Origin of the sequence: Streptomyces pseudogriseolus (genome assembly GCA_002154585.1) — a bacterium.
Taxonomy (GTDB): domain Bacteria; phylum Actinomycetota; class Actinomycetes; order Streptomycetales; family Streptomycetaceae; genus Streptomyces; species Streptomyces pseudogriseolus.
This window is the reverse complement of record MUNG01000012.1, coordinates 1-208: the sequence shown is the minus strand read 5'-3', so window position 1 is coordinate 208 and position 208 is coordinate 1. Positions and strand designations below refer to the sequence as shown.

Genomic DNA, 208 nt, shown 5'->3' with positions numbered 1-208 from the left:
GGCCGGCCGCCCGTCGACGAGCAGGTCGTACAGGCCCTCCGGGCGCGGCGGGGCCCCCACATAGACGCGCTTGGTGGGGACGGTCGCGAGCTCGACGACGGTGGCGCGGGTGCGGAAGGCGAGGCGGACGCCGGAGGGCTGGGACTCGGCCATGGCGAGCTGCCCGTCGGTGTTCTGCGCGCGCGCCCGGGCGGGCAGACGGTGCGGC

1 pseudogene is annotated in these 208 nt (G+C 78.4%); it reads right to left on the bottom strand.

The window, feature by feature from the left end:
* Positions 1-208, bottom strand: a pseudogene (locus CCN29_RS01585) (lipase); the annotation flags it as partial.